At 41.7% G+C, this 21488-nt stretch carries 18 protein-coding genes and 1 other RNA gene; 14 read left to right on the top strand and 5 right to left on the bottom strand.

Going from position 1 to position 21488, the window contains the following annotated elements:
• The first annotated feature begins 79 nt into the window (after nucleotides 1-79).
• Entirely contained in the window at nucleotides 80-2278 is a 2199-nt protein-coding gene (locus tag CQA49_RS04865) for a TonB-dependent receptor domain-containing protein (protein ID WP_258864198.1), read from the top strand.
• A gap of 60 nt (nucleotides 2279-2338) precedes the next feature.
• The gene (locus CQA49_RS10000; RefSeq protein ID WP_181882607.1) at nucleotides 2339-2515 is read left to right on the top strand and encodes a hypothetical protein; all 177 of its coding nucleotides are present in this window, start codon (nucleotides 2339-2341) and stop codon (nucleotides 2513-2515) included.
• A gap of 180 nt (nucleotides 2516-2695) precedes the next feature.
• On the opposite strand, the gene gpmI is transcribed toward CQA49_RS10000, so the two are convergent.
• Nucleotides 2696-4189, bottom strand: a complete 1494-nt coding sequence (gene gpmI / locus CQA49_RS04860) for a 2,3-bisphosphoglycerate-independent phosphoglycerate mutase (RefSeq protein ID WP_115574842.1) — start codon at nucleotides 4187-4189, stop codon at nucleotides 2696-2698.
• Nucleotides 4190-4336: 147 nt separating this feature from the next.
• Between gpmI and mraY the strand changes: the two genes are divergently transcribed.
• From mraY to CQA49_RS04820, 8 genes are all read left to right on the top strand, one after another.
• A complete protein-coding gene (gene mraY / locus CQA49_RS04855; RefSeq protein ID WP_115574849.1) occupies nucleotides 4337-5428 on the top strand; it encodes a phospho-N-acetylmuramoyl-pentapeptide-transferase in 1092 nt (363 codons plus the stop codon).
• A gap of 49 nt (nucleotides 5429-5477) precedes the next feature.
• A complete protein-coding gene (gene murD, locus CQA49_RS04850; RefSeq protein WP_115574848.1) occupies nucleotides 5478-7019 on the top strand; it encodes a UDP-N-acetylmuramoyl-L-alanine--D-glutamate ligase in 1542 nt (513 codons plus the stop codon).
• A gap of 20 nt (nucleotides 7020-7039) precedes the next feature.
• Complete coding sequence (locus tag CQA49_RS04845) at nucleotides 7040-8779, top strand: ABC transporter ATP-binding protein (RefSeq protein WP_115574841.1); 1740 nt, start codon at nucleotides 7040-7042, stop codon at nucleotides 8777-8779.
• 62 nt (nucleotides 8780-8841) lie between these two features.
• The gene (locus CQA49_RS04840) at nucleotides 8842-9138 is read left to right on the top strand and encodes an ATP-dependent Clp protease adaptor ClpS (protein ID WP_115574840.1); all 297 of its coding nucleotides are present in this window, start codon (nucleotides 8842-8844) and stop codon (nucleotides 9136-9138) included.
• Between the two features lie 154 nt (nucleotides 9139-9292).
• Nucleotides 9293-11542 (top strand): AAA family ATPase, encoded by a 2250-nt coding sequence (locus CQA49_RS04835; protein WP_115574839.1) that lies wholly within the window; start codon nucleotides 9293-9295, stop codon nucleotides 11540-11542.
• 21 nt (nucleotides 11543-11563) lie between these two features.
• Nucleotides 11564-11902, top strand: an RNA gene (gene rnpB / locus CQA49_RS04830) — RNase P RNA component class A.
• A gap of 149 nt (nucleotides 11903-12051) precedes the next feature.
• On the top strand, nucleotides 12052-13266 hold the full coding sequence (gene creD, locus CQA49_RS04825) for a cell envelope integrity protein CreD (RefSeq protein WP_115574838.1): 1215 nt from the start codon (nucleotides 12052-12054) through the stop codon (nucleotides 13264-13266).
• 17 nt (nucleotides 13267-13283) lie between these two features.
• Nucleotides 13284-14756, top strand: coding sequence for a replicative DNA helicase (locus tag CQA49_RS04820; RefSeq protein ID WP_115574837.1), 1473 nt, complete (start codon nucleotides 13284-13286; stop codon nucleotides 14754-14756).
• 18 nt (nucleotides 14757-14774) lie between these two features.
• Here CQA49_RS04820 and CQA49_RS04815 read toward each other — a convergent pair whose 3' ends face one another.
• From CQA49_RS04815 to recA, 4 genes are read right to left on the bottom strand one after another with little or no spacing between them, the layout of a single operon-like run.
• On the bottom strand, nucleotides 14775-15422 hold the full coding sequence (locus CQA49_RS04815; protein WP_181882606.1) for an AMIN domain-containing protein: 648 nt from the start codon (nucleotides 15420-15422) through the stop codon (nucleotides 14775-14777).
• Nucleotides 15423-15454: 32 nt separating this feature from the next.
• Nucleotides 15455-15706 carry a hypothetical protein gene (locus tag CQA49_RS04810; RefSeq protein WP_115574835.1) on the bottom strand — a complete coding sequence of 84 codons (252 nt, stop codon included), beginning with the start codon at nucleotides 15704-15706 and terminating at the stop codon, nucleotides 15455-15457.
• 9 nt (nucleotides 15707-15715) lie between these two features.
• Nucleotides 15716-16993, bottom strand: coding sequence for a phosphopyruvate hydratase (gene eno, locus CQA49_RS04805; RefSeq protein ID WP_115574834.1), 1278 nt, complete (start codon nucleotides 16991-16993; stop codon nucleotides 15716-15718).
• 16 nt (nucleotides 16994-17009) lie between these two features.
• The gene (recA, locus tag CQA49_RS04800; protein ID WP_115574833.1) at nucleotides 17010-18053 is read right to left on the bottom strand and encodes a recombinase RecA; all 1044 of its coding nucleotides are present in this window, start codon (nucleotides 18051-18053) and stop codon (nucleotides 17010-17012) included.
• A gap of 287 nt (nucleotides 18054-18340) precedes the next feature.
• Between recA and CQA49_RS04795 the strand changes: the two genes are divergently transcribed.
• From CQA49_RS04795 to CQA49_RS04780, 4 genes are all read left to right on the top strand, one after another.
• Nucleotides 18341-18622, top strand: a complete 282-nt coding sequence (locus CQA49_RS04795; RefSeq protein ID WP_115574832.1) for an HU family DNA-binding protein — start codon at nucleotides 18341-18343, stop codon at nucleotides 18620-18622.
• A 388-nt stretch (nucleotides 18623-19010) separates the two neighbouring features.
• Nucleotides 19011-20354 (top strand): TrkH family potassium uptake protein, encoded by a 1344-nt coding sequence (locus CQA49_RS04790; protein WP_115574831.1) that lies wholly within the window; start codon nucleotides 19011-19013, stop codon nucleotides 20352-20354.
• A gap of 111 nt (nucleotides 20355-20465) precedes the next feature.
• Entirely contained in the window at nucleotides 20466-21134 is a 669-nt protein-coding gene (locus CQA49_RS04785; RefSeq protein WP_115574830.1) for a TrkA family potassium uptake protein, read from the top strand.
• A 96-nt stretch (nucleotides 21135-21230) separates the two neighbouring features.
• Nucleotides 21231-21452 (top strand): DNA-directed RNA polymerase subunit omega, encoded by a 222-nt coding sequence (locus CQA49_RS04780; RefSeq protein ID WP_115574829.1) that lies wholly within the window; start codon nucleotides 21231-21233, stop codon nucleotides 21450-21452.
• Nucleotides 21453-21488: the final 36 nt, after the last annotated feature.

The following is a 21488-nucleotide window of genomic DNA, read 5'->3' as shown; positions in this document are numbered from 1 at the left end:
AAAAAAAAAAAAACTACAATTATGCTCTGAAAATCATTCTTAGATTTTCTAAAAAATATTTACGAGGAGCTTTTGAAATATGATACATTTTTCAAAACTACGCACAAAAGGTGCGTTTTTACTGCCTTTGAGTGTGGCGTTGAGCCTAAGTTTAGTAAATGCTGATGAGTTGAGCCAAAGTAGTGCTCCGAGCGCAAATACCACCAGCGCAGAATCTACGGATTCTAAAGTGGAAAATATGGATAAAGTCAAGCTTCAGCGTTCAGTAGTGACAGCCAGCGGTTACGCGCAGGACATTAAGGACGCGCCAGCGAGTATAAGTGTCGTTGATAAAGAGGATATTTTGACGCGTCCTATCCGCGATATAGGCGATGCGGTGCAAGATGTCCCCGGCGTGTATGTGGAGTCTAGTAAAACAGGGGGTAATACAATCACTATGCGTGGGCTTAGCTCGGCTTATACACTTATCCTTATTGATGGTAAGCGTCAGAATGTCGCGCAAGGATTTGCTGATAATGGGTTTGATGGCGTTTTTGCTTCATTTATGCCACCACCTTCGATGATTGAGCGTATCGAGGTTATCCGCGGTCCTGCTTCTATCATCTATGGGAGTGATGCGATGGGTGGCGTGATAAATATCATTACTAAAAAACACACGGATAAAGTGACTGCTGGAGTGCAAGTAGAGACGCAATTGCCACAGCATAGCGATGTATTTGGTAATATTTATGGAATCAATGGTTATGTTACTTCGCCTATAATCAAAAATAAACTTAGCTTGAATCTACGAGCTGGTTATAAAACAGGGGGACAAAATGCCTTTTTGAAGCCTGAATCCGCGAGAGATTATGCATATAATAATGCCGGTAACGATGCTAGTCAAGGAACGCACACAAACCCTTATGCTACACATTCCGCAGCGAGTTTTACTTCATGGAATGCTGGCGGAAGACTTAATTTTACGCCAGATTCTCATAATACAATCTATCTTGATGCGGAAATATATAATACGGTTGGCGGGACGCTTAACACTTCAAGGAATGGTTGGTCGGCAGTGCGGAATTTTTATAAAATTAATTCCGTGCTTAACCATACAGCGGATTATGATTGGGGAAATCTTACAAGCTATATACAATATTCCCAAACAATGTGGGCTCCGTATAGTGTAACACCGGGATTTGTGGGTTCTTTACCAAGTGGAGCAAAAGTAAATTGGGATGGAAGTTTGCACGATAACAAAGATATTGTGTTTCAAAGCACCTTTAAGCAAACATATGATTTTAGCAATGATAGTGCGCTAATTTTTAATGGCGGAGTCTATTACTTGCATGAAAATCTTCTTAGAAGAAATGTTGGCTTTCAGCGTGCTATGAATCAGTTTGCTGTTTTTGCTGAAGGTGAGTATCTTATCAATAACTATATTTCTACGACTTTGGGCTTGCGCTACAACTACTCTGATATTTTTAATGCTATCCCAAATCCACGATTTTATGTGAATTTTAATCCTACGGAGTGGCTTACTTTTAAAGCGGGTGTTGCTACAGGAGTGCTTGTCCCACAATTAAGTGCGCTTTATGATGGTTGGAGTCTAAACGCAACAGGAGGAGGTGGATATTTAGGAAACAAAAACTTAAAGCCCGAACAAAGTGTGAGCTATGAACTTAGTGCTATATTAGACTTTGAGCATTCTTATCTTACGCTTACTGGTTTTTATACAGACTTTAATAATAAAATTTCTACATATATCTATACAGATAGTGAGTGCCAAGATACAACCTCATGTTACGCGTATCGTAATGTCGATAGGTCGATGATGACAGGAGCAGAATTTGGCTGGACGGTCAAGCCAATATATGGAGTTAGCCTTGATACGAGTTATGGTTTTACATACACAAAGCAACTTGATGGCACCAAGAATCCTATAAATTCCATACCTAGACATAAGTTTGTGATTAAGCCAAGCTTCAAAAAGGGTGATTTTGACGCATATATTCGCTGGAGTGGAAACTTTCAAACCCCAACTATTGCTAGCTCTGGGAGAAACAATGTGCGAACAACTGTAGGGGATTTTTACAAGGATTACCAACTTGTAGATATTGCGGCAAGCTATAAGCTCCTTAAAAGCTATACATTGACATTAGCTGTAAATAATATCTTTGATGTAAATTTTGAAGATTATATTGTCATAGGTAGTGGAGCGACTGCTAGTGCGCAAAATCGTTATCAAAGAATTCTAAAAAGTAGGAATTTTTGGATAAGCTTCAAGGCTGACTTCTAAAGATTCCCAAAGCGATAGGCAAAGTGAAAGAAACTCTTAGCGTAAGGGTTTCTTAAAAAAATGGATTGCTTCGGATTCTTACAGAATCCTCGCAATGACAAAAGAGAGAGGGTTCTTTATAGAATCCTTACAATCACAGGCAGTTATAGATTGCTTCACCGACAAAGTCGCCTCGCAATGACGGGCAGAGTTTTGTCATTGCGAGGTGTAGCCGAAGCAATCTATAAAGATTCTTAAGTGGGATTTATTCCCCGCGCAGACGATACAATTAAAAGGAAATAGATTCTCAAATCACCAAACAGCGTTAGAGAATCTTTTAATCTTAAAAATTAAAAAAGGTTGTGTATGCGCGCGGAACGAAGTGAAGCGGAGGCGGAGCGGAATTTACTTCCGCGCAGACGATACAATTAAAAGGAATTAAAACAGCGCGTTGTCCATCTCTTTGGGTTTTGGCAAGCCTAGCAATTTTAAAATCGTAGGAGCGATATTGTTAAGCCCGCCTTCTTTTTGCACTTTTTTCACATCTTTATCAACTACGAAACACCACACATCGCCCACGGTGTGATTTGTGAGCGTGTTACCCTGCGCGTCTTTCATCTCTTCACAATTGCCATGATCGCTTGTAATCACCACGCTATACTCATTCTTGCGCGCGGATTCTAAAATCCTGCCTAATTCCTTATCCACCGCCTCTACAGCCTTTATCCCCGCATCAAAATTCCCTGTATGTCCCACCATATCGCCATTTGCGAAATTTACCACGATAAATTCATAACCCTCATTCATCGCCCCTAGCACCACATCGCCCACTTCTGGCGCACTCATTTGGGGCAATTCATCATAAGTTTTCACCTTTGGTGAGGGGATAAGCACGCGCTTTTCGCCCGCGAATTCCTCCTCTTTCCCGCCATTTAAAAAGAAAGTCACATGCGCGTATTTCTCCGTCTCTGCGGTGTGAAGTTGGCGCATATTTGCCTTTGAGATGACTTCTGCAAGTGTGTTTTTAATCTTTTCTTTTGGGAACATAATCGGAAAAGTAAAAGTAGCGTCATACTCGCACATTGTGGCAATGTGAAGTTTCACAAATTTTTTGCGCGCAAAGCCTTCGAAGTTTTCACTCCCCAAAGATTCCACAATTTCCCTCGCCCTATCTGATCTGAAATTCACAAAAATAAAGCCATCATTTTCTTGCATTCCTTTATATGCGCCAAAGCTCGCTGGCTCGATAAACTCATCAAAAATACCTTTTTCATACTGCGCGTTTATATATTCTTTTGGGGTGCAAGTTTGGGGATTCTCTGCGCTCATTATCGCATCATATGCCCTCTCCACGCGCTCCCAGCGTTTATCCCTATCCATCGCGTAGAATCTCCCGCTAATCGTTGCAACCTCCACACTACCATTTGGCTCACTTTTGCAAAGATTCTCTACTTCCTCTAAATACTTTAGCGCGCTTTGGGGCAATACATCGCGCCCATCAGTGATGAGATGCAGCCGCACTTTTTTGCCTTTTTTCACGCATAATCGCGCCAAACCTAGCAAGTGCGAAAGGTGGGAATGCACGCCTCCATCGCTACAAAGCCCGCAAAGATGGATTGTTTGAGTTTTTTCAAGCACACTTTGGAACGCCGGATTAGAATCTAGCTCATTATTTTGCAATGCAAGCGAGATTTTCACCAAATCCTGATACAGCACGCGCCCGCTTCCGATACACATATGCCCCACTTCAGAATTCCCCATTTGCTCTTCTGGCAAGCCCACGCTCAAGCCATAAGTGTGTATCATCGCATAAGGCACATTTTTTAGCAAATAATCATAAGTTGGTTTTTTGGCGTGAAAAAAGGCGTTATAAGTGGTTTTTTCACTAAAGCCGATTCCGTCAGTTATCACAAGTAGCGCTTTTTTACCCATTTTATCCTCCGCAATTTCGCTAAAAATTTCAACCCACAAAGCAAGTTTTGAAATTTAGCAAAGTTTTACAAATTTAGCGATAGAATCCCACCTCTTTTGTTTGGAATTTTGATCGAAATTTTGCGCTTTAAATCTTTGGAGGTGGCTATGCTACATTGGTTGCACGCAGTGCTACATATCAATTTGTTTCAATATATCACTTTCCGCGCGGGCGTTGCGTTTTTTCTTTCTTTCATTTTGTGCCTTGTGCTTATGCCTTATTTTATCAAATGGGCACGCGCAAAGAAGGCAAATCAGCCCATTTCTGCCTTTATCCCGCATGAAGGCAAGAAAAACACGCCAACAATGGGCGGTATGGTGTTTGTGTTTTGCACGATTGTAGCAAGCCTCTTTTGTATGGATATAAGCAATGGCTTTGCGTTGCTAGGGCTTATCGTGCTGCTTGGATTTAGCTTTATTGGCGGGAGAGATGATTATATGAAAATCTCTTCGCGCTCAAATGCCGGAATGAGCGCAAAAGTCAAAATGGCGTTGCTTTTAGCTTTTAGCCTTGTTTTTGCGTTTATCCTCGTGCAGATTGGCAAGGGAAGCGAATTGTATGTGCCATTTATGAAAGAGCCACTTTTTAATATGGATTCTTTTGTATGCTTTGATATTTTTGGGCTGAAGATTCCCATTATCGCGCTTTTGTTTTGGGTGCTTGTGTTTGTCGCTACCGCAAATGCTGTGAATCTCACTGATGGGCTTGATGGGCTTGTGAGCGCGCCGAGCATTTTTGCGCTTATTTCTTTGAGCGTGTTTGTGTATATTGGCGGGCATATCGGGCTTTCCTCGTATTTGTATTATCCGCGCTTGCCAAATAGCGGGGAGCTTGTAGTGGTGAGCTGTGCGCTTATCGGCGCGCTTTTTGGCTTTTTGTGGTATAACTGCCATCCGGCGGAAGTTTTTATGGGCGATAGCGGGAGTCTTGCTATTGGCGGATTTATCGCGTATATGGCGATTGTCTCAAGCAATGAAGTGCTACTTATTTTGATAGGTATTGTTTTTGTGTTTGAAACGCTTTCTGTAATGCTTCAAATCGGAAGCTACAAATACCGCAACAAGCGCATTTTCCTTATGGCGCCAATCCATCATCATTTTGAGAAAAAAGGCTGGGCGGAGAATAAAATCATCGTGCGCTTTTGGATTATCTCGCTGTTAGCAAATATCATCGCGCTTTTGACGCTCAAAGTCCGCTAGATTCTCACAATGTAAAAAAATGCAAAAAAACACAAAAAAGGCGCGCGAAATGATTACAATCCTTGGGCTAGGCGTTACCACAAAGCCGATTGTGGCGTTTTTAAACGCACTTGGTAAAAAGCTAAGAATCTATGATGCGAAATTTACCCACGCACAAAGCGATACATTTGGTAACGAACTGCTTCCTATGCCAGAGGATTCTTGCTCGCAAGATTCTACGCCACAAAGCACGCGAGAATCCATCGCAAGCGAAATTTTTCATAAGATTCTTAATCTCCCAAATTTACAAGAACTAGATTCTTTTGTCCTCACTTCACCGGGCATTGCGCCACAAAATCCCCTTATTTTGCAAGCCCAAAGCAATCGCGCGCTTTTAAGCGAATATGATTTTTTCTACGCGCTTTTAATGCGAGAAAATAAATTTTCACAAGCGCAAATGCCCTTAAGCGCGTGGATTAGCGGGACAAATGGTAAAACTACGACTACGCAAATGACAACGGCACTTTTGTCGCATTTAGGCGCGCAGAGCGGGGGGAATATCGGCACGCCACTTTGCGTGCTGTATGAGAATAAAGCGCCTATTTGGATTTTAGAAACAAGCTCTTTTGCCCTGCATTACACACATATCGCCGTGCCAAAGGTGTATGCGCTGTTGCCTCTAAGCGAAGATCATATCACTTGGCATGGGAGTTTTGAAGACTACATTAGCGATAAATTAAGCCCTTTAGCGCGGATGGATTCTCAAAGTTTTGCGATTTTGCCAAAGGAGTTGCGCGCGCATAAGCTGTGCAAAAACTATCAAGGCAAGGCGCATTATTATGCGGATTCTAAGGATTTGGCGCGCGCTTTTGGCGTGGAGATAGAATCTTTGCGTTTTAGTGAGCCGTTTTTGTTAGATTCTCTAATCGCGTTTGGTGTGGCGCGTTTGCTTTGTGATAGCGGGGAAATTGAGGTGTTAAATCGCTTCAAAATCGGCGCGCATAGGATTGAGGAGTTTAGGGATTCTCAAAACCGCTTGTGGGTAGATGATAGCAAGGGCACAAATGTCGATGCGACGATACAAGCGCTTTTGCGCTATCAAGATTCTCAAATTTTGCTTATTTTGGGTGGCGATGACAAAGGTGCGGATTTAACGCCACTTTTTGCTACTATGCAAAAGATAGAATCTAAACATGAAGATTCCAATTCCGCGAAGGCGATACAATTAAACATAGAATCTCAAAACACCAACCAACGCGATAGAATCTTGCAATCTCAACAACAAAAAAACGCCGAGTATGTGCGCGAAACGCAGTGGAGCGGAGGCGAAGCGGGATTTATTCCCGCTGAGACGATACCAATTAATGGAATAGCACGCATCAAAATCTTTGCCATCGGAAGCAATGCGCAAAAAATCTGCGAGCTTGCGCGCGTATATAATTTAAACGCGCAAAATTGTGAGAATCTAAAAACCGCTATTGATACAATCAAGCCCTTGCATTCAGCAGATTCTGTCGCGCTTTTAAGCCCAGCTGCTGCAAGCTTAGATCAATTTAGCTCTTACAAAGAGCGTGGCGAGCTTTTCAAACGCTATGCACTAGAAAATAATTAACAAAATAAAAGGACACAATTATGAGCTTTTCAAAAAAACGCAAAAGGGTTTTGAAAAAGCGCAAGCAAGCCACAAGCACGCTTGCCACCATTAACAAGCTCCGCGCGCTCCTTACGCGCCGAGATAAGATTATTTTGTCCTTTTTGTTTATCGGCACGCTTGCTTTTTCTGTCATTGAGACGGCGAGCATTAGCATTATCATGCCTTTTATTACCTTTGCTTCTAAGCCAGAACTTATCTTTGCAAATCCCTATTCCAAGGCGATTTATGAGTTTTTCGCTTTTGAGAATACCTTTAGTTTTATGCTCTTTTTTTGCGAAGCGCTTGTGGGGTTTTATATTTTCCGCGCGCTGTATAGCATTTTTTACACCTATTGTTTGGCGCGCTTTTCTTTTCGCAAGTTTCACTACTTTGCCTACAGACTCTTTAATAAAGCAGTCGAGCTAAATTACACAGATTTTGTCAAGCGTAAAACTGATAAAATCCGCTCTACAATCGCAAATGAAGCGCTCAACACTTCTTTTTATATGCAGTATTTCTTGCAAATTTTTGCCGAGTTTTTCACTATTATCATTATGTATATTTTGCTACTTTTGACGAGCTGGAAAATGACGCTCGTGCTAAGTGTGGTGCTAAGCGTGCAGGTTTTTTTGATTATGACAATTTTAGGCGGGAAGCTAAAAAAAGTTGGCGCTGCAAGATTGCAAATGCAGGCGAAATTTAATGAAATCATCACCAAAACCTTTGGGAATTTTAAGATTATCAAGCTTAAAGGCAATCAAGAAGAAGTTTGCAAAGAATTTGATGATGCAAGTAGGAATCTCACAAATTCACAAATCTTTTTTTCCACCTCTCAACCCACACCGCGCTATTTGCTAGAATCTCTAGGCTTTGGGCTTTTGGTTGGTTGCGTGGCGTATATTTTGCTGTATTACAAGGATTTTGATCGCGTGTTGCCAATTATCTCAATGTATGCGCTGGCATTGTATAGAATCTTGCCTTCTGTAAATAGAATCTTGACATTTTATGGACAAATGGCATATCTCTCAAAATCTGTTTCTGCAGTCTATGATGACTTACTCTACCACACAGACCCAGAGGATTCCCGCCCATGCGAGTTTAAAGAAAAAATCGAGCTAAAAAACATTAGCTTTTATTATGATGCTAATAAGCCAATTATTGAAAATTTCAACCTTACAATCTCTAAGGGCGATAAGATCGCATTTTGCGGACCAAGTGGCGCGGGGAAGAGCACGCTTGTTGATTTAATCATCGGAATCTACAAGCCAAAAGAGGGCAAGATTCTCGTTGATAATGTTGAGATAAACAACCACAACCTACGCTCATGGCGCAAGAAAATCGGCTATATCCCACAAACTATCTATCTTTTTGATGGGAGCGTGGCGGAGAATGTCGCCTTTGGCAGTGTGATGGACAAAGCGCGCGTGATAGAAGCGTGTAAAAAGGCAAATATCCTTGATTTTCTCAACGAACACGATGGAATCTACACACGCGTGGGCGAAGGCGGGATCTTGCTAAGTGGCGGGCAAAAACAGCGCATCGGCATTGCACGCGCAATTTATGATGATCCTGAAATTTTGGTGTTAGATGAAGCCACCAGCGCGCTAGATTCCCAAACTGAAGCAAAGATAATGGATCAAATCTATGATGTTGCGCAGAATAAGACTTTGCTTGTTATTGCGCATAGGCTTAATACGATTGAGCGTTGCGAGCGCAAAATTGAGCTAAAAAAGGCGTGAGATTCTTTCTCATTCAATAAAAAAGTTTGGTAGAATATGCCCTAAAAATTTAAAGGAGTTTAATGCCACGAAGCAATACAGAAAGCGCTACAGACCTGCTTTTGGAAGAGCCTAAATTATGCGAAGTGATAATTTTAAATGATAATTGGACGACGATGGAATTTGTCGTGGATATTTTGGTAAAAATTTTTGACAAAAACTTTAATGACGCAAAAAATATTATGTTACGCATACATGAAGAGGGCTTGGGCGTGTGTGGAATCTACCCCTATGATATCGCTGAGCTCAAAGTCAAACTCACGCGGGAGCGCGCTCGCAAAGAAGGACACCCACTGCGTATAGAAACACGCGAGGTGTAGATTTTCATAAGTTTGGGCGATTAACTAGCGGAGAAATCTATAGAATCTTACTAACCAAAAATACTAATTTACCAAAGAAAAATACAATATTTTATGGCAGTGATTAGCCAAAATTTTTTACAATGATTTAAAAAATATTTTAAAAGGTTTAAAAATGGCAAGTAATAATTTCGCACAAGTAATCGCGGAGGCGATAAATATCGCTAGGGATATGCGACATAATATCCTTACAACTGAGCATGTGTTTTTCGCGCTGTTGCGCAATCAAGAGGGCGAGGAGTTGCTTGAAAAATGCGGTGGCAATGTTGCGCAAATGGGAGAATATATCTATCGCTATTTGACAAAATACCTTCCAAGTTTGCAAAATCTCAATTCCCGCCCAGAGCACACGCCGGCGTTAGAGCGCATTTTTACTTCTATGGTGGCGCATGTCGAGGCGCAGGGAAATAGGCAGGCTGAAGTGGGCGATTTCCTAGCTGCGGTGTTGGAGGAGCGCGAGAGCTACGCGGCGAAAGTTTTAGAATCTCAAGGCATTGATAGATTTATTGTCACTGCGCAACTTATCGAGGAGGAACAGCGCGCTAGAGGTGCGCGCGATGGCGCAGAGGCTGCGAGAAAAAGTAATGAAAGCTACCTTGCGCAATTTGCAAAAAATCTCACAAAAGCCGCCAAAGAAGGCAAGATTGATCCAATAATCGGGCGCAGTGAGGAGATTTTGCGCTTGAGTGAAATTCTATGTCGGCGTAAGAAAAATAATCCCGTGCTTATCGGAGAATCTGGCGTGGGGAAAACTGCTATTGCCGAAGGGCTCGCGCTTGAGATTGCAAATAAGCGCGTGCCTACGGCTTTGCATGATGCGCAGGTTTTCGCGCTTGATTTGGCTGCGATGGTGTCAGGGAGCAAGTATCGGGGCGATTTTGAAAAGCGCTTAAAAGGCGCGCTTAGCGAGCTTGAATCTATCCCAAATAGCATTGTTTTTATCGATGAGATTCACACAATTGTAGGTGCGGGTGCTACGAGTAATAGTGGGCTTGATGCTTCAAATCTTCTAAAACCTGCGCTTGCAAGCGGAAGTTTGCGTTGTATTGGCGCGAGCACATTTAATGAGTTTAAACAGACTTTTGATAAGGACAAGGCGCTTTTGCGGAGATTTTCAAAGGTTGAGGTCAAAGAGCCAAGCGTGGAGGATTGCTACAAGATTCTAAAAGCGCTTGCGCCCATTTATGAGAAATTCCACAATGTGCGCTATTTGGAATCTGCTATCAAAGCCTGCGTGGATCTTTCCCACCGCTACATAAGCGATAGATTTTTGCCGGACAAGGCGATTGATTTGCTCGATGAAAGTGGCGCGTATCATAAGATAAAAATGCAAGATTCTCAAAAAAAAGATGCCGCACTTGGCGTAATCCCAACAATTGGGCTAAGGGATATTGAATCTATCATCTCAAAAAGCGTGCATATCCCAAAATCTCAAGTCAATCAAGATGAAAGCAAGGTGCTAAAAAATTTGGATAAAAAGCTAAAAGAGCGCATTTTCTCGCAAGATAAGGCAATCGATGAGGTTGTGCGCGCGATTTTGAAAAACAAGGCTGGCTTAGGCGAGGTGAATAAGCCCATTGGGAGCTTTGTTTTTGCCGGTCCTAGTGGAGTTGGGAAAACGGAGCTAAGTCAAGAGCTAGCGAGAATCTTAGGCGTTGCGTTTGTGAAATTTGACATGAGTGAATATATGGAGGCGCATTCTATCTCAAGGCTTATTGGCGCGCCGGCGGGATATGTGGGCTTTGAGCAAGGCGGGTTGCTTGTGGATAGTATCCGTAAGAATCCTTACTGTGTGCTTTTGCTCGATGAAATCGAAAAGGCGCACAGCGATATTTATAATGTCCTTTTGCAGGTGCTAGATTCTGCGAGTTTGACGGATAATGCGGGCAATCGCGCGGATTTTAAAAATGTCATTGTCATTATGACGAGTAATGCTGGGAGCAAGGAAAGCAATACGCTAGGCTTTAATATGGACAATAAGGGCAAGAGTGAGGGCGCGATAAAAAATCTTTTCTCGCCAGAGTTTCGCTCACGCCTTGATGGCGTGGTGCATTTTAGCGCGCTTGGTGTGAAGGAATATAAGCTTATTGCAAAAAAATTCCTAGATGATTTAAACGCCCAGCTAAGTGAGAAAAAAATCACACTTTTGCCACAAACTAGCGCGCTAGATTTCCTTGCTACAAGGAGCGTGGATAATGATTTGGGCGCGCGCGAGATTAAGCGCCTTATTGATTCTCAAGTCAAGCAGCCTTTGAGCGAGGAGATTCTTTTTGGCAAACTTAGACGCGGTGGGAAGGTAAAAATCAGCGCGAAAAAAGCCAAAAATGCGGATTCCAAGCAAGAGCTTTGCGTAGAGATTATGTAAAATTTGTTATAATTGCGCCCTTGGGTGTGGCAGGTGGTTGCTTGCGTGTTTTTTGCAAACAAAAAAGCGCAAGAGGAAAGTCCGAGCTACATTAAGACGAGGATTCCATTTAACAAATGGCTGGCGCAAGTCAAGGGAAAGTGCAACAGAAAAAAACCGCTTTTTAAGCAAGGGTGAAAAGGTGGGGTAAGAGCCCACCGACTTTTTAGCAATATCAAGTGCCATGCAAACCCAATCCGTAGCAAGAAGGGCAGGTTGGAAGTCTTAAAATTTAAAGTCCTTTGCATGAGGGGCAAAGTGATTTGTCCCCTAGATAAATAACCACCCACGACAGAACTCGGCTTACGCCACGCCCAAGATTCTGCAAAATTTCTTTTTTTTACTTACTTTTTTCTTCGCAAAATAATCCGCAAAAAATCACGAAAAACTTTAAGGGGAAGCAAAAAATCATCATTGTATAATGCGCGCTTACAATCCCGCGAAAATCTCGCATAAAAAGGAATCTAACTATGAAATCAAATACAAAAAAAGCCTTTATTTTGCTTGCGTTTTTTGTCATTTCTTTGCTGCCGCTAGCGCTTATTTATGACAATTTAAACGCGCGCAAACACAATTATAATTCCGTGGTTGAGGAAATTAGCAACTCTTATGGTATGACGAAAAGTCTTTCAACGCCATTGCTTGCAGTGCCGGGCGTAAAGAGCGGCGATGAAGTGCATAGCTTTTTTAACGCGCTAGATTCTGAAGTGGAAATACGCCTAAAACCACAAGTGAAATCTCGCGGAATCTACCGCGCTGTGGTGTATCAGGGCGATGCGGAATTTAAGCTTAAATTTAAGAGCGATGAACTTAAAGAACTGCAAAAGAGAGAAAAGAGGGCGGAGTTTGACTGGGATAGGGCATATCTGCGTTTGAAAGTCGTTAGCAATACAAGTCTAAGCGTTTATGACAAAAATGACAAACCGCTAAATTTTAGTATGGATTACAAGTATATGAATATCCCGCTGACAGCGTTTTTCGCTGATGAAAGCATTTCGATAAATGAAGCTTTTTTGCTGAATAAAGAAATTACTTTTCACCTTTCTTTTAAAGGTTCGCAGGATTTTAGCTTTACCCCAACAGCGAAAAATGAGCATATTACGATGTATTCCACTTGGGAAGATCCCTCATTTGATGGAATCTTGCCTGATAGTATTGAGAAAAAAGACGGCTTTAGCGCGCAGTGGAGTATAAGAAGCCCTGAATACACAGATAATCTTGAAGCAACAAAAAGCTTAGAAGTGAGATTGCTAGATTCTGTGACAGAATACCGCTTGATTGAGCGTTCTATAAAGTATGGAATCCTCTTTATCGCGCTGACTTTGGCGCTATTTTTTATCTGTGATGTTGGCTTGCAAAAGAGACTACATATTTTGCAATATTTCATCATAGGCGCGACACTTGTGGCGTTTTATATGCTGTTGCTTTCGTTGTCCGAGCAAATTGGCTTTGTTAGCGCGTATCTTATTGCGATGCTTTCTGTCGTCGTGCCAACGGCACTTTATGCCTATGGGATTTTGCGCGATAAGAAATTTGCTCTGCTTGTTGGCGGTGCCTTGTGTGCGCTCTATCTCGCGCTCCTTGGAATCTTAAAAATTGAGAATTACTCGCTTTTGTTAGGAAGCGTTCTCTTAATGATTGTGCTGTATTTTGCAATGTTTTTAACAAGGCATTTGCGCACATAGCGTAAGTAGGGACATAAATGCAAAACCAAAACACCCTTATACAAATTGAAAAGGCGGTGCTTTCATCGATTATTTTTGCGCCTAGCAATTTTGAAGATATCGCAAGCGTGCTAAAAGCGCGCGATTTTTCGCTTAAAAGCCATCAATTGCTTTTTGAGCTTATGCAAGAATGTGAAAAGCTTGAGTTACCGCTAGATTCTGAAATTTTGCTGCAGCGCTCCGCTGGGAAAATCAATGAAAATGAGCTTATAGAAATTGCGAGCATTAATCCGATTGCAAATATCGAGGCGTATGTAAGAGAGATTAAAGAAGCCTCAATCAAGCGTGATTTGCGCGAGTTGGCAAATATTTTGCGTGAAAAATCGCTGGAAAGCGCGGAAAAATCTCAAGAAATTATGGACTTAATCGAGCGTAGGATTAGCGAAATCTCGCTTGAAAATGTCACGCGCAGTAATTTTCAAACTTCGCATGAAGTCGTGGTAAAAACGCTAGAGCATTTAGAGAATCTTAAAGCGCGCGGAAACCAAGTGCTAACCGGGCTTACAACAGGATTCCATGATTTAAATATGATTACAACAGGTTTTAACAAAGGCGATCTCATCATCATCGGTGCGCGCCCATCAATGGGGAAAACTGCACTTGTGCTAAATATCGCGCAAAGTATTTTGAACTCTGATAATGGCGTGGCGATTTTTAGCCTTGAGATGCCTTCCGAACAGCTCATGCTAAGAATGCTAAGCGCGCTTGCTTCTATTCCTTTGCAGTCCTTGCGTAGGGGCGATTTGAGCGATAAGGAATGGGAAAATTTAAGCATTTCTGCGGATTCTCTTAGTCAAAAAGATCTTTTTATCGATGATGGCAGTATGCTAAATATCGCGCAGCTGCGCTCCAAACTGCGCCGATTAAAGCGCCATAATCCAAATGTCGGCATTGCGATTGTGGATTATTTGCAACTTATGATAGGCGATAGAAATCAAGGCAGGCAGGTGGAAGTAAGCGATATTTCACGCGGGCTAAAGACACTTGCGCGTGAGCTAGAAATCCCAATTATCGCGCTTTCCCAGCTTAGCAGGAGCTTAGATTCCCGCGATGATAAGCGCCCGATACTTTCAGACTTGCGGGATTCTGGCGCGATTGAGCAAGATGCGGATATGATACTTTTCTTGTATCGCGATGATGTGTATCAAAAGCACGATGATAAGCAACGCCTCGCGCGCTTGAAAAAAGAGGGCAAGGAAAAGGAATTTAAGCCTGAATACCAAGAAAAAGAAATCGAGCCTGCTGAAATCATCGTGGCAAAAAACCGCAATGGTGAGACGAAATCTGTGTATGTGCAGTTTAACAAACGCTTCACGCGCTTTGAAAACAAGCGCAGAGATGATGGAGAGAATGTGGCGCATACAGAGACGCGCTTTGATCCAGATTCTGACAATGGTGGCGTGAGGCTAGATATCAATGAAGTGACAAATCTAGTCAAGCAGTTTGAATAAAATAAGAATCTAGCGCGATTATTTTAAGCGGAGCAAATAGCCATCATTTTGCGCCTGCAAGTCATAGTCATACTGCCCATCAAGCTCTAAAGTGATGCGGTAGAAATCATCGTGGCTTGTAAGCGCAATGCTTTTAAAATATTTTTTATCCACTGCGAGATTCTCATTTAGCGCCTTGTCCAAATCATCAAAATCAAGCACTATGCGCGAAGGCGTAGGCAAAAGAAAATGGCGCAGATTCTTGCGCTTTGTAGCGATGAAAAGGGAATTTTCATTAAAATTAAACTCAAACGCCCCAAGACTGAAGCGATTTTCGCTTGTATATTGCGCGCCTATGGCATTTTGTGAAAGGCGCAAGGGATAGTGCCAATCGATACTTTTTTCAATCTCGATTTCCTTTACACTTTCCGTCCCATCGATATTTTGATAAGTGATACTGACTTTTTTCACAATGCGCGCGGTGGAGGGCAACTCAACATCGATATTTTTTAGAATCTCATTTTTTAGCTCTTTGTGGCTGTGGATTCCCTCTTTTGGCGTTATTTCTGGCTCGAAAGGATTAGTGCGCGCGTGAAGGAGGCTTGCAAAAAAGCTCAAAAAAGCAAAAAAAACAACGCCTACTTTTAAATAATTTAGATAAACATTAAAAGTTTGAGAAACCTTCAAAGCCCCTTCCTCCTTATAAATTGCTAAAATTTTTAAGGCTCTAGCCCTCTAAGCTCAAAAATTTCTTTTTGAATCTTTGCATTTTGCTTCTGTAGAGAATCCACTTCTTCAATGAGCGCATTTTGCTGGTATTTGAGCTTTAATAAACTTCGCAAGGAAATATCGCCAAAAAGTAGCACCACGCCATAGCCAAAAAGCCCAAGCACGATGAAAAATGCCACCAAAAAATAGCGGTTAGTTTCAAACCACCGCCGAAATTTTGAAGGTGTGTCAAAAAGTTGCATAAAAGATTCTTATTTTTTGAAAAGTTTCGCGCCCAAATACTCGCTATTTGAAATCTCTGTTTCAATCTCAAGCAAGCGGTTATATTTAGCTATGCGTTCACTTCTAGCAGTCGAGCCTGTCTTAATCTCGCCTGTATTTAGCGCGATGGCAAAATCCGCGATGAAAGAATCCTCGCTCTCCCCACTTCTATGACTCATAATGCAACGATACGCATTGCGCTGTGCTAAACGCACACAATCCATCGTCTGCGTAACCGTGCCTATTTGATTTGGCTTGATAAGCACTGCATTTGCGATATTTTGCTCAATCCCTTGCGCGAGGATCTTTTTATTTGTCACAAATAAATCATCGCCCACAAGCTGAATCTTGCCTCCTAGCTTTTGTGTGAGGATCTTCCAACCTTCCCAATCATCTTCACTCAAGCCATCTTCGATTGAAACGATAGGATATTTTTCCACCATTTGCACATAATATTCTACAAGCTCTTCACTGCTTAGCTTGCGCCCTTCACCCGCGAGATTATACATTCCGGAATCTTCCACTAGCTCGCTACTTGCCACATCAAGCGCGATGGCAATATCGCTACCGGGCTTATAGCCAGCCTTTTCAATCGCTTGTAAAATCACTTCAATTGGCTCTGTGTTGCTTTTAAGATTTGGCGCAAAGCCCCCTTCATCGCCGATACTTGTGATATGCTTTTGCTCGCTTAGGATTTTTTTAAGATTCTGATACACTTCCGCGCTTGCCCGCAGAGATTCACTAAAGCTCTCAAAGCCAAGCGGCATAATCATATATTCTTGAAAATCCACGGTGTTTTCGGCATGCGAGCCACCATTGATGATATTTAGCATAGGCACAGGTAATACAATCGCATTTGCCCCGCCCAAATAGCGATACAAAGGGATATTTTGACTTTTTGCCGCAGCTCTAGCAATCGCCATTGAAACGCCCAAAGTCGCGTTTGCGCCGAGTTTTGAGTAGTTTTCTGTTCCGTCTAAATCTCTTAGCGTGACATCAATAAGCCCTTGATCAAATGGGCTAGCGCCAACAAGCGCTTCGCTTATGCTTAAGTCGATATTTTCACATGCTTTTAGCACACCTTTGCCCAAAAAGCGGTTTTTGTCCCCATCGCGCAATTCTAGCGCTTCTCTTTTGCCTGTGCTTGCGCCACTTGGGACGATTGCGCTTGCTTTTGTGCCATCGCTTAAAAGCACGATTGCCTTTACCGTTGGATTCCCACGAGAATCCATTACTTCTTGTGAATAAATCTTACTAATATGCACCATTTTTAAACTCCTTTATTTATTGCATTTCATCTTGTGGCTCATCAGGCAGCGGTAAAATCTCATCTTTTGTGCCGATTTGCTCTTTGATTTTTGCGGTGATTTCTTGTGCGATATTTTGATTTTCGCGCAAGAAAATTTTCGCATTTTCCCTACCTTGCCCTAATTTGACATCTTTATAAGAAAGCCACGCGCCACTTTTATCAACGATATCAAGTTTGATTCCATAATCGATGATTTCGCCCTCTTTGCTTATCCCTTCGCCAAACATAATATCAAATTCCGCCTCTCTAAATGGCGGTGCGACTTTGTTTTTGACAACCTTTGCTTTGGCGCGGTTACCGATATTTTGATCATTTTGCTTCAAAGTCGCTATGCGGCGGATATCAATCCGCACACTTGCATAAAATTTAAGCGCATTCCCACCTGTGGTGGTTTCTGGGCTACCATAACCCATAGTGCCGATTTTCATACGGATTTGGTTGATGAAAATTAGCGTGGCGTTCATTTTATGCAAAATCCCCGTAATCTTGCGCAATGCATGGCTCATAAGGCGCGCCTGCAAGCCCACATGCTGATCGCCCATATCACCTTCAATTTCCGCGCGTGGCGTGAGTGCCGCCACAGAATCTATAACGATTAAATCCACCGCACCGCTTCTTGTGAGCGTTTCTAGGATTTCAAGTGCTTGCTCGCCATTATCTGGTTGAGAGACGAGGAGATTTTCTGTATCCACACCAAGATTTTTCGCATAATACACATCTAGCGCATGTTCAGCATCGATAAATGCCGCGATACCACCATTTTTTTGGCATTCCGCGACAATCTGCAAAGCAAGCGTGGTTTTACCGCTAGATTCTGGTCCATAAATTTCAATAATGCGCCCTTTTGGCACGCCACCAATGCCTAGCGCCATATCAAGCCCAAGCGAGCCTGTGGAGATTGCATCGATTTTTTCTACCTGTTTATCGCCCAAGCGCACAAGCGCACCTTTGCCAAAAGCCTTATCAATCTGCTTGAGCGCGAGATCAATAGCCTTCTGCCGTCTTTCATCTATTGCCATTGTATGTCCTTAAGATTTAAGATTTTGCGAGTTATAAAACGAGGGATTCTATCTTAAGTTTCTAAAATGTCAAATATATTTTAGGGTGTAAAGCTTTTGCTCAAAGACTTTCAGTAACCCAAAATGTGCCTATGGCGAGTGAAAAATTTTCACATAATTGTTTAAAATAGGGCTTTGTAAATGATAAAAATTGTCTTTTGAGCCCAAAATATGCCTAAATGCTTGACTTTGTAGAAAAAAGTTATTAGAATGTGCGCGCCTTTAAAATTTCATTCGAGGAGTTTGTTATGAACAAAGCTGATTTCGTAGAATTGGTAAAAACTGCAGGCAAGTTTGAAACCAAAAAAGATGCTGAAAGAGCAGTAAATGCTTTCACTGAAGCTGTAAGCAAAGCACTTTCTAAAAAAGAAAGCGTTGAGTTGGTAGGTTTTGGTAAATTTGAAACTGCTGTGCAAAAAGCAAAAACAGGTAAAGTACCTGGCACAAACAAAACTTACACTACAAAAGAGAAGCGTGTTCCTAAATTCAGACCAGGTAAAGGTCTAAAAGACTTAGTAAGCAAAAAATAAATTTTGCTACAAGCTAGGGTTTTTAAGCCCTAGCAACTTCTTAAGATTCTCTACTATAACTTCTGTAACCTCACAAATCGCTAGATTCTATTATTTTTTATTGCTAGATTTTCTTTGTTGAGTTTGATTTTAAATTAATCACTAAAAGCGCTATAATCTATTCTTAATTTTATAAAATTTTAAGATTCTGGGTTTGTATCACCTTAATGATTTTTAATCCTACAAGTCAAAAATGCTGTAAATATCAAATATTGTTGAAACCTGTAAGCTTATTAACCAAAAAAGGTAAAATACACGCGCAAAAAGCGAAATGTAATGAGAGCGGAGGCGAAGCGGGATTTACTTCCGCGAAGGTGATACATTAATTATGAGGAATAGAATCTAATATATGCCAATCGATAGAAATAATGCGCGGATTTTGTTAATCGGCTATGTGCTTATTGCGCTTTTTGGCGCTGGGCTTTTGATGCTACCTGCAATGCATAGGGGCGAGCTTGCGTTTATTGATGCGTTTTTTACTACTTCTTCTGCCATTAGCGTGACAGGGCTTATTGTCAAAAGTAATGCCACGGATTTTAGCTTTGGCGGGCAGTTGGTGATTTTGTGCCTTATCCAGCTTGGTGGCTTTGGGTATATGAGTTTAGGAAGCGCGCTCTATCTTATGTTGCGCAAAAATATCAATCACTCTAACGCAATGCTTTTGAAAGAAAATCTCGCTTATCCCACGACTGATGGTTTGGGCGGATTCTTAAAGCGTATGTTTCTTATCACGCTAAGCATTGAAGCATGTGGGGCGCTAATTTTAACCTTGCGTTTTATGCTTGATTTTTCGCCTACACAAGCGCTGTGGCAAGGGATTTTTCATAGTATATCAGCTTTTAATAACGCTGGATTCTCGATATTTGCGCAAGGGCTTATGCCTTATCGTGATGATGTTGTGCTAAATCTCACCATTACCACGCTCATCATCATCGGAGGCATTGGGTATTTTGTGCTGGTGGAGTGCTATTTGGTAGCAAAGGGGTGGAAAGGTGGCTTTTCACTGCATTCAAAAATCGTGCTTATTATGACGGCGATTTTGCTTGTGGTGGCGTTTTTCTCGGTGTTTTTGCTGGAATATCACAATGCAAAAAGCATTGGCGATTTATCGCTTGGGCATAAGATTCTAAGCTCGTATTTTGCCGCGGTGAATTACCGCACTTCAGGCTTCAACACGCTTGATTTAAGTTTATTACAAGATCCTACGCTATTTTTTAGCTCTATTTTTATGGTGATTGGTGGTGCGCCCGGCGGGACAGCTGGGGGCGTGAAGGTGACAACTATTGCAATAATTTTCTTGCATATTTTTTACACACTTCGAGGCTCTATGCAGGTGAAAGTGTATAATCGCGCCATTACGCCACAAACCATCAGCAAAGCCTATGTGGTGGTGATTTTGTCCGCGCTTTATATTGTCCTTGCGCTTATGGCGTTATGCTTGTTTGAAGATGGCGGGAGTAGGGGATTTTTAGCGTTGCTTTTTGAGATTTGCTCGGCTTTTGGGACGGTTGGGCTTTCTATGGGTGATGGCGGTGTGCTAAGCCTTAGCGCGCATTTTACGCCTTTTGGGAAAAGTGTGATTATAATTTTAATGCTGTGCGGGAAAGTTGGGATTTTTGCCTTTTGTGTGAGTATGATCATAAAAGAAAAAAGCGCACACATCGGCTACTTGCCAGCAAAGATTCTGATTTAAATGTGTCGCTTGTATAAATTAGATTCTTTAAATATTGAGATTGGATTTTTTAGAATCTTGCTATACAATGCGACTTTTTAAAATGTATCAACAAAAAAATTAAGGAATACTATGTCAGAAAGTTATGGTGTGATAGGATTAGGAAAGTTTGGGTTCCACATTGCTACGGGGCTTTTGAAGCAAGAAAAGCGCGTGATTATCGCCGATAGAGATGAGATCGCGCTCAAAGAAATTTCCGAGCTTACAAACAATGTGTTTATTTTGGATTCCACAGATGTGCTCGCACTCAAGGAAGCGGGCTTTAGCAATTTGGATTTTGTCATCGTAAGCATTGGCGAAAACATAGAATCTAGCATTCTCACGCTTATGGCGCTTAAGGAAATCGGGGTAAAAAATATCATCGCTAAGGCAATCACAGCCGTGCATGGAAAGATTCTCTCAAAACTAGGTGCGAGCAAGGTTATTTACCCAGAGCGCGAGGCTGCTCAGCATTTGTTGGCAAACTTTATCACGCACCCAAAGATTGAAATCACCCCTATCTCAAATTCCCTAAAAATCGCTAAGATTGAAATCAGCCACAATCTCATCGGAAAAACCCCGAGCGAAATCACAAAATTTTTACAAGAAAATAACCAAACAGAAAAAATAAAGCTTATCGCGCTTAAGCAAAGCAACCAAACAGATTGGAATCTTGATATGAGTGAAGATGTAGCACTTTTTGAACATGATAAAATCGCGATTTTAGGGGATTCTAGTGTGATTGATACTTTAAGATATTAAGTATAAGAAAACTTAAATACTTTTTATTGTAAAATGCGAGCTTTTTATTAAAAATCTCTACCCAAAAAATGCAAGGGTATTATTAAGGAAACCACAATGAGAACAGAAGAAGTCGCTGCACTCGCACTTGCAAAAGTTGATAATGATAGATATGTGCTTTCAAACCTCCTTTTTGCGCGTATCAAAGAGCTTGGCTTAGGTGCTGAACCTTTGGTGAAAAAAGATATCAAAAAAGACAAGCTCGCAGATATCGCAATGCTAGAAATTGCTGAAGGCAAAATCACTCTTGAAAAAATTCAAGACGCCCCAGCGCGCTAGTGCCTGCTTAGATTCTATTGTTTGTCTAAAATTTTA

The sequence above is a fragment of the Helicobacter sp. MIT 00-7814 genome (assembly GCF_003364115.1).
GTDB lineage: Bacteria > Campylobacterota > Campylobacteria > Campylobacterales > Helicobacteraceae > Helicobacter_F.
The sequence above is the reverse complement of the archived record's forward strand: the minus strand, read 5'-3'. Positions and strand labels throughout refer to the sequence as shown.